The following is a 7,614-nucleotide window of genomic DNA, read 5'->3' as shown; positions in this document are numbered from 1 at the left end:
GGAGTACGGTGCCCGCAGACCTGGACGTGGCCAGCGGCGCGTGAGTGGCCGTGACCGCGCGCGGCCTGCAGAAGTCCGCCGGTCAGGCAGGCCGGGGAGCGCCTATTTCGCGGTTCACGGCGGGCATGATTTCGGTGGCCAGCAGTTCGATGGAGCGCACGGTCTCGGCAAACGACAGGCCGCCGAGCCCGATCTGGGCCATGTACCGACTGTTGCCGAGAGTTGCGTGGATCTCCAGCAGCTTCTCGGTGATCTGCTGGGGGCTTCCCACCAAGAGGCCGCCGCCCGGCTCAGTCCATTCGTCGAAGGTGGAGCGCGGGAAGTGATCAAGCGGGCGCGGCATGTTCTGCTCGAAGTATCCGCGGTAGTGCGGGTAGAAGGTGTCGCGGGCCTGTTGCGAGGTGGGCGCCGCGTAGAAGTGGCCGCCGACCCCCACCGGCAGTCCGGCGGCGTCGTGGCCGGCGTCGGCGGCGCTCTGGCGGTAGAGCTCCACGAGGCGCTGGAACCGTGCGGGCCCGGACAGCAGTGCGACGAACAACGGCAGGCCCAACCGCCCCGCCCGGGCGAAGCTCGCCGGCGTCCCGCCGACGCCTACCCAGACGGGCAGTTTGTCCTGCACCGGCCGGGGGACGATGTCCAGCCCGGCCAGGCTCTGGGTCAGGCGGCCCTGCCAGTCCACGACGGCGTGGTCGCGCAGTTCCAGCAGCATCCGCAGCTTCTCATCGAAGAGGGCATCGTAGTCCTCCAGCTTGTGGCCGAAGAGCGGGTAGGACTCGACGAAGGCACCCCGCCCCACGATGATTTCGGCGCGCCCGTCGGAGATCAGGTCCAGCGTGGCAAACTGCTCGAAGAGGCGCACTGGGTCCTGCGTGGAGAGCACCGTGACGGCGGTGCCTAGGCGTAGGTTCTTGGTCTCCCGGGCGATCGCGGCCAGGACGATTTCCGGGGCCGAGAGGGCAAAGTCCCGTCGGTGGTGCTCCCCCAGCCCGAGGAAGCTCAGGCCCGCCTGATCGGCCAGTTTCGCCAGCTCGATGATCTCCTTCAACCGCTGCTGCGGGGAGAACGCACTGCCGGTGCTGATGTTGCGGGTAAGTTCGCCAAAGGTAAAAATGCCAAAGTCCATACTTCATTGAACATTCAAGTATCGAGTTTCATTCCGCCGCGGATCGGTGGTCCCAAGTCCGTGGACCTGTCGGCCCGTGGCGCCCCACTCGACGGTTCCCTGCCCACTCGCCGCTTGGAACCGTCGAGCGGGCAGGGAACCGTCGAAACGGTGGCCGGATAGAGAGCGCCTGCCGCAAGCCCCGCCCGCGGGACAGGCCTGAGAGAATGGCGTCATGGAACTCGCACTCGGATTGCTGGTTCTCGTGGCCGTCGTCTGTGCCGGCAGCGCCGTGGGCCGGAAACTCAACATTTCCGTCCCACTGCTGCTCGTCCTAATCGGCGTCGCGGGATCGTTCCTACCCTTTGTCCCGCCCGTGGATTTGAACCCGGAGCTGGTCCTGGTAGGGCTGCTGCCGCCGCTGCTCTACGCCGCCGCCCTGCGGACCTCGCTCTTCGACTTCCGCTCCAACCGACGTGCGATCTCGCTGCTCTCGGTGGGCTACGTCATCTTCGGAACGCTCGCGGTAGGCTTCGTCGTCTGGTGGCTGTTCCCGGAAATCCCGCTCGCCGCCGCGATCGCCCTGGGCGCCGTCGTGGCCCCGCCGGACGCTGTTGCTGCGACCGCCATTGCCCGGAAAGTGGGCATGCCCCGCCGGATCGTCACCATCCTGGAGGGTGAGTCCCTGGTCAACGACGCCACCGCCCTGGTCTGCCTCCGCGCCGCCATCGCCGCGTTGGCCGGTTCCGTGTCCGCGGCCGGGATCGCCGGCGGGTTCCTGCTCGCGGCCGGCGGCGGCCTGGTGGTGGGCCTGGCCGCCGCGTACGTGCTGACCGCGCTCCGGAAGCGGATCCGGAACGTCGCGATCAACACCTCGACGTCGCTGGTGGCACCGTTCGTCGCCTACCTCCCGGCCGAGGCGATCCACGCCTCGGGTGTCCTCGCCGTCGTCGTCGCCGGGCTGGTGATGGGCACCAAGGCGCCGTCCATGCCCAACGGCGCCGCCCGGCTGAGCCAGCGCAGCAACTGGAACACCGTACAGTTCCTGCTGGAGAACTCCGTGTTCCTGTTGATCGGGCTGCAGGTCCGCACCATCATCAACGGCGTCCAGGATGATTCGCTAGGCGCCGGCCGGATCTGGGCCGGCTGCGCGGTGATCCTGCTGGCCGTGCTACTGCTGCGGCCGGTGTGGGTGTTCCCTGCAACGTACCTGCCCCGGCTGATCCCGGCCGTGCAGCGGAACGATCCGGCGCCGCCGTGGCAGTTCGCCGCCATCGTGTCCTGGGCCGGAATGCGGGGCGTGGTGACCCTCGCGGCGGTGCTGGTGCTGCCGGTGGGCCTGGAGCATCGACCGGTGTTGATCCTGGCCGCATTGGTGGTGGTCGGCGGGACACTGACGCTGCAGGGTTTCACCTTGCCGTCGCTGGTCCGTTGGCTCCGGTTGCAGGGCCCGGACCAGCGCGAGGACGCCCTGAACCAGGCGTCCCTGATGCAGCTGGCGACCGCCGCCGGGGTGCAGCGGCTGCAGGAACTGCGCACCGACAACGACCCGCCGGAGGTCGTGGCGATGCTCAAGCGGCGCACCCAGGAGCGCGGACTGGCCGCCTGGGAGCGGCTCGGCCGGCCGACGGCGGAGGCCGCGACCCCCAGCCAGCGCTACGCCCAGCTCCGACTGGCCATGCTGGACGCGGAACGGGCCAAGGTGCTGGAGCTGCGCCGCGGCGGCGTATATGCCCACGAGGTCCTGAGCGAGGTCTTGGACCGGCTGGACGTTGAAGAGTCCATGCTGGACATCTCGCTGGAGGAGCTGGACGCCACCGGCGAGGGCGGCGGGGAAGGGATCGCGACGCCGGGCGGGGTGTGTGGCCACCTCGAGTCCGCGCCGGACCCGGAGGTCCCGCGCGAACCCTTCTGCGGGGACTGCCGCCGGGAAGGCACGACGCCGGTCCACCTCAGGATGTGCCTGGCGTGCGGGAATGTGGGCTGCTGCGATTCCTCGCCCGGGACACACGCCTCCAGGCACTTCGAGGCGACCGGCCACCCGGTGATGCGGAGCGTCGAGCCCGGCGAGGATTGGCGCTGGTGCTACGAGGACGACCTGCTGGGGTGATGCCAAGGGCCGCTGCCGCGCGTACCCTCGGTTTGTGGACATTGTTGAGTTCCTGTCCGAGCGCATTTCCGAGGACGAGGCCGCCGCCCGGACCCTGCTCAGCGACCGGACCGTCTCCAAGTCGGGCGAATGGTACGAACAGCGCCTGCTGCTCGAATGCGAGGCCAAGCGGAGGCTGATCGGCGTCGTCGAAGCGGCCCGGCAGTCCGCACTGACTGCCATGGTCAGCGACTCCCTCGGGGAGTCGCACTGGGCGCCGCGGTCGCTGGACTGGATGGAGCGCTCGCTGCAGGCCTTGGCGTTGCCCTATTTCGACCACCCGGACTTCGAGCAGGGCTGGCTGCGTCCCTGACCGGGCCGGCCCTGAAATATCCTCGGCCGGAACGCTGTTGGGCCCGGTATGACAACAATCGGAATCATCGGTGCAGGACGTATTGGCAGCCAAGTGGCCCGGAAGGCGGTCCAAGTCGGCTACGACGTCGTGATCAGCAACTCGCGGGGGCCGGAAACGCTGGCGGAACTGGTCGCGGAATTGGGGCCGCACGCCCGCGCGGCCACCGCGGCCGAGGCCGCAGCGGCCGGCGATTTCGCCGTCGTCACCGTCCCGCTGAAAAACATCAAAGACATCCCGGCCGAGCCGCTGGCGGGCAAGATCGTGATTGACACGAACAACTACTACTGGGAGCGCGACGGGCGGATCCCGGCGCTGGACAACGGCGAGACCACCACCTCGGGGCTGCTGCAGGAGCACCTGCCAAAATCCAAAGTTGCCAAGGGCTTCAACCACATCATGTATCACGACATCACCACCGATGGCGCCCCCACCGGCACGGAAAACCGCCGCGCACTGGCCACGGCAAGCGATTTCCCGGAGGCGGCAGAGCTGGTCACGAAGCTCTACGACGAGTTTGGCTTCGATACGGTCAACGCCGGCCCGCTGTCCGAGAGCTGGCGCGCGGAACGTGACCGCCCCGCCTACATTGCACGCCAGAATGCCGCCGAACTGCAGGAGAACCTGGCCAAGGCGCCCCGCACCATCTGAGCACCTGATCGACGCGCCGAGTGGGCAGTTCACGGCAGTGTTCGCGTCGGACACTGCCGCGGACTGCCACCTCGAGTGCAGCCCAGTCCCTACCCGGGCGCTCCGGCCAGGGCCGGCGCACCCTTGGCTGACCAGACGCTGACCAGCAGCCACACGGACCACACCAGGATCAGGACGATCCCCGCCAGCGTCGGGATGGTGTTCGCCGGGGAGAAGCCCTCGGAGCCGATGATCCAGCCCTGGACGAGGTACGCCAGGCCGGCGAGCGCCATGAGACAGCCGATCACCCGGGGTACCCGGGCCGCGCGGACCACCACGGCGCCGGTCAGGAGCAGGGCCGCGCCCAGCAGGAAGCTTTGGTAGCTGCGCATGCCCCACTCCAGCCACCGGATGCCCTCGGCGGTAGCAAACCGGGCGCCCTTCTCCGGTTCCGCGGCGGCAGCCCAGGCGTCCACCGCATGTTTGAGGGCAACTCCGTCGACGGCCTGAAGCACTGCGTACAGTGCCAGCGCGGCGACGGCGGCGACGGCGGCCGCGGCAAACCGGGCCGTCCAGGCCAGGGTCCCGTCCGCAGCCTTGTCCGCGGCTCCGTCCGCCGCTTTCAGTGCTGCCAACAGGACCAGCAGCCCGGAGATCAGCAGTGCCATGCCGACGAACTGTCCCAGGTGGACCACGGTCCAGATGCTGCTGCGGGCGTACTCGGCAAACGTGGCCGTGTGGTCATTCGCGTTGGCCGAATCCGCGTGGAACAACCCGGCGACCACAGCTACGACGAACCCGGCGAAGGCCAAGCCGGCGGCCAGGCGCAACTGTGCACGGAGAGCTGGCGGCCGCCCCGCAGCGGCCGACTCCACCGCCCGCGGATCCGGACCGCTTTCGGTTCCGAGCTTCCTCATGGACACCACCCGCTTCGCGCCGACGCCAAGGTGCGCCGTGTGCGCTCCTGCCCCACATATATGCCTAAGCGCAGGCTACGCCGGTTGCGGCCGAGGGACCACAGGATGTTGCGGCTGCAAAGGCCCAATGCCGTCGGCCCCAATGTCGTGCGACGCTTGGTTCATGGATCTCGAGGTGTCGCCCGCGCTCACGATCCCCTCGTCCGAACTGGGCTGGCGGTTCTCGCGGTCATCCGGGCCCGGCGGTCAACACGTCAACACCACGGACAGCCGCGTCGAGCTCTCGTGGAACGTCGAAGGCTCGGCAGCCTTGTCGGAGGGCCAGCGGCTGATACTCCTCACGCGCCTCGGCCGGCGCCTGATTGCCGGGGTGCTCACCGTGACCTCGTCCGAGCAGCGCTCCCAGCTGCGCAACCGAGACATCGCCCTGGCCAAGCTCGCCGAGCTCGTGGCCGAGTCTCTTGCCCCCGAGCCGGCCCGCCGCCGGGCGACCAAACCCACCCGGGGCTCGAGCCGCCGGCACCGCGTCGCTAAGGAACAGCGGGCGGCGACCAAACGGCAGCGCAGGCGGCCGGCTGCCGAGTAACGAGGCTCGTCTAGACCCGCGCCCAAAGCCGCCGCCACCAGGGTGGCTTTGACTCCGGTGCGGGCGGGACCGCACCGTCCGACTCGGCGCCCCGGCGTTCGCGCCAGCGGGCCACCTCGGCGTCGACGTCACGGGTCTTGGTAATGACCGGCGGTCCGCCTTGGAGTTGCCGTCGGGCGTCGATCACGCGGGCATTGAAGTCCGCCAGGATGTCCCGCACCTGCTGCTCCGAGAACTGGGTATCAAGGCGGCCATCGAGATCGGCGTCTTCGGTGCGGAGCAGGATCGCCGTCGGGCCGAGGCCGGTAATGTTCTCGCGCTGCAGCAGTCCTTTCACCCACCAGTCCGGGTCATAGACCTCGCCGAGCCCGGGGATGGGCTTGCCGGCGTACTTCAGGTTGTCGAACTTTCCTTGGGCCATGGCATCGCGGACGAGGTATTCGGCCTTGGCGGCGTCGTCTACCCGGGCGCGCCTTTGCCGGAGTTCCTCCTCCGCGGCGCTGAGCTGGTCATTCTCCTGGACCGTGCTGCCGCTGGCCCGGATGGAGCGCAACTCGGACGCCCGTTCCACCCGGCGCCGGAACGCCGAGCCTCCCCCGCTGCTCATCAGCTACCACCCTTCCGCTGCCGGAGCCTCCACCCTGTCTTCCAGTATGCGCAGCATCCGGACAGCGGCAACAGGGGCGGGCGCATCGAGACCGGAAGCTAACACTCGCGTAACGCGTTGTTAACCCGCCCGTGCGAGTCTGGAGACCTTCGATAAACACAGCGTTAGTGCCAGCATCCGCAAATCCTGAGGAGCCACAACCGTGAACAGTCAAGATTTCGGTCCGTCCGGAAGCCCCCAGCCCGCCAACGCTGGAGAGTCATCTCTGGACATGAGCAGCACGCACGTCACGCATGTGCGGGAGGACGTGGCCATGGCCGGTCGCTGCGGCAACGTCCACCTGCCCAGCGGACGCACCTGCACCCTGCCCGTGCGCCATCCGGGTGCATGCAACTTCGTCGGACCGGCCGAAGCGGAGAGCGTCGCGGTTCACTAGGGCCCTCGCCACCGCGTCGAGAGGACAGTTCGCGGCGGTGTTTGGCGAAGAAACTGCGGCGACCTGCCATCTCGTGGGCTATCAGTCCTCGTCGACGCAGAGGATGAAGCCGGGGAATACATGCCGTCCGGGGCGACCGGCCACGACGTCGACGGCGCGGCGGAGCTCCCGAACTTGATCCACTCTCATCTGCAGCGGCGGTTCGTCAGGCTGGTAGGTGGTGTAGATCGGGTAGTCGGCGCCGGGCTCCCCGGACATCTCGATGTGGCAGCCCAGGACATGGGTGACGGGGTGCGTGGCGCAGAACCCGACAATCCGATCGACAGTGCGGACAAACGCCGGCCAGTCGTGGATGTAGAGGCGGCCGGGGTAAACAGTGTCTCCGGTGAGCAGGATTCCGGTGTAGGCGTCATAGAACGTGACAGCGTCCCTGTGATGGCCCGGGCTCGGCCAGCACTCCAGGACCCGTCCGCCCAGGTCCACCGGGGCCGCCTGCACCTCGTCGGCGACGCCGGCGGCAGCACCGCCGTCGTCGTCGCTGAAGCCGAAAAACTCCCACGCGCTACGCCGCCCGGCGTCCACCAGCAGAGTGTCCGGCTGGCCTGCAAACTGGGCATCCCCTGCAACATGGTCGCCGTGCGGATGCGTGTGCAGGACCAGCAGCCCATAACCGTCCCGGGGATGCTCGGCCAACCACGCGTCAATCAGCCCGTCCACCACGCGCCGCAGCGGGAAGAACTCCGCGGACGCCGTGGCGCCGGTGTCGATCAGCACCGCCCGGGTGTTGCCGAACAGCAGGAACATGAACGGTGCCTCGTAGTTGACCGCCATGTTC

The 7,614-nt window shown here is 68.6% G+C and carries 9 protein-coding genes; 5 read left to right on the top strand and 4 right to left on the bottom strand.

The genetic code is table 11. The features are described from left to right. Nucleotides 1-82: 82 nt before the first annotated feature. On the bottom strand, nucleotides 83-1,123 hold the full coding sequence (locus AB4Y86_RS07715) for an LLM class flavin-dependent oxidoreductase (protein WP_441401586.1): 1,041 nt from the start codon (nucleotides 1,121-1,123) through the stop codon (nucleotides 83-85). Between the two features lie 214 nt (nucleotides 1,124-1,337). On the opposite strand from AB4Y86_RS07715, the gene AB4Y86_RS07710 reads away from it, so the two are divergent. From AB4Y86_RS07710 to AB4Y86_RS07700, 3 genes are read left to right on the top strand one after another with little or no spacing between them, the layout of a single operon-like run. Further along, nucleotides 1,338-3,212 carry a Na+/H+ antiporter gene (locus tag AB4Y86_RS07710; RefSeq protein WP_441401584.1) on the top strand — a complete coding sequence of 625 codons (1,875 nt, stop codon included), beginning with the start codon at nucleotides 1,338-1,340 and terminating at the stop codon, nucleotides 3,210-3,212. A gap of 34 nt (nucleotides 3,213-3,246) precedes the next feature. Continuing rightward, the gene (locus tag AB4Y86_RS07705) at nucleotides 3,247-3,564 is read left to right on the top strand and encodes a DUF6221 family protein (protein ID WP_441401583.1); all 318 of its coding nucleotides are present in this window, start codon (nucleotides 3,247-3,249) and stop codon (nucleotides 3,562-3,564) included. A 48-nt stretch (nucleotides 3,565-3,612) separates the two neighbouring features. Next, nucleotides 3,613-4,254, top strand: a complete 642-nt coding sequence (locus tag AB4Y86_RS07700; protein ID WP_441401581.1) for an NADPH-dependent F420 reductase — start codon at nucleotides 3,613-3,615, stop codon at nucleotides 4,252-4,254. Between the two features lie 89 nt (nucleotides 4,255-4,343). On the opposite strand, the gene AB4Y86_RS07695 is transcribed toward AB4Y86_RS07700, so the two are convergent. Then, nucleotides 4,344-5,150: a DUF4386 family protein gene (locus AB4Y86_RS07695; RefSeq protein ID WP_441401579.1), complete on the bottom strand. Its 807-nt coding sequence runs from the start codon at nucleotides 5,148-5,150 to the stop codon at nucleotides 4,344-4,346. Between the two features lie 163 nt (nucleotides 5,151-5,313). On the opposite strand from AB4Y86_RS07695, the gene arfB reads away from it, so the two are divergent. Next, nucleotides 5,314-5,736, top strand: coding sequence for an alternative ribosome rescue aminoacyl-tRNA hydrolase ArfB (arfB, locus tag AB4Y86_RS07690; RefSeq protein WP_441401577.1), 423 nt, complete (start codon nucleotides 5,314-5,316; stop codon nucleotides 5,734-5,736). Nucleotides 5,737-5,746: 10 nt separating this feature from the next. Here arfB and AB4Y86_RS07685 read toward each other — a convergent pair whose 3' ends face one another. Further along, nucleotides 5,747-6,343, bottom strand: a complete 597-nt coding sequence (locus tag AB4Y86_RS07685; protein WP_441401575.1) for a J-domain-containing protein — start codon at nucleotides 6,341-6,343, stop codon at nucleotides 5,747-5,749. A 202-nt stretch (nucleotides 6,344-6,545) separates the two neighbouring features. Between AB4Y86_RS07685 and AB4Y86_RS07680 the strand changes: the two genes are divergently transcribed. Then, a complete protein-coding gene (locus AB4Y86_RS07680) occupies nucleotides 6,546-6,779 on the top strand; it encodes a hypothetical protein (protein WP_441401573.1) in 234 nt (77 codons plus the stop codon). 81 nt (nucleotides 6,780-6,860) lie between these two features. Here AB4Y86_RS07680 and AB4Y86_RS07675 read toward each other — a convergent pair. Further along, on the bottom strand, nucleotides 6,861-7,614 hold a 754-nt coding region (locus tag AB4Y86_RS07675; RefSeq protein WP_441401571.1), incomplete at its 5' end, for an MBL fold metallo-hydrolase.

It is taken from the genome of Arthrobacter sp. 2YAF22_2 (assembly GCF_052114645.1).
GTDB lineage: Bacteria > Actinomycetota > Actinomycetes > Actinomycetales > Micrococcaceae > Arthrobacter.
This window is presented reverse-complemented; position numbering and strand designations above follow the sequence as displayed.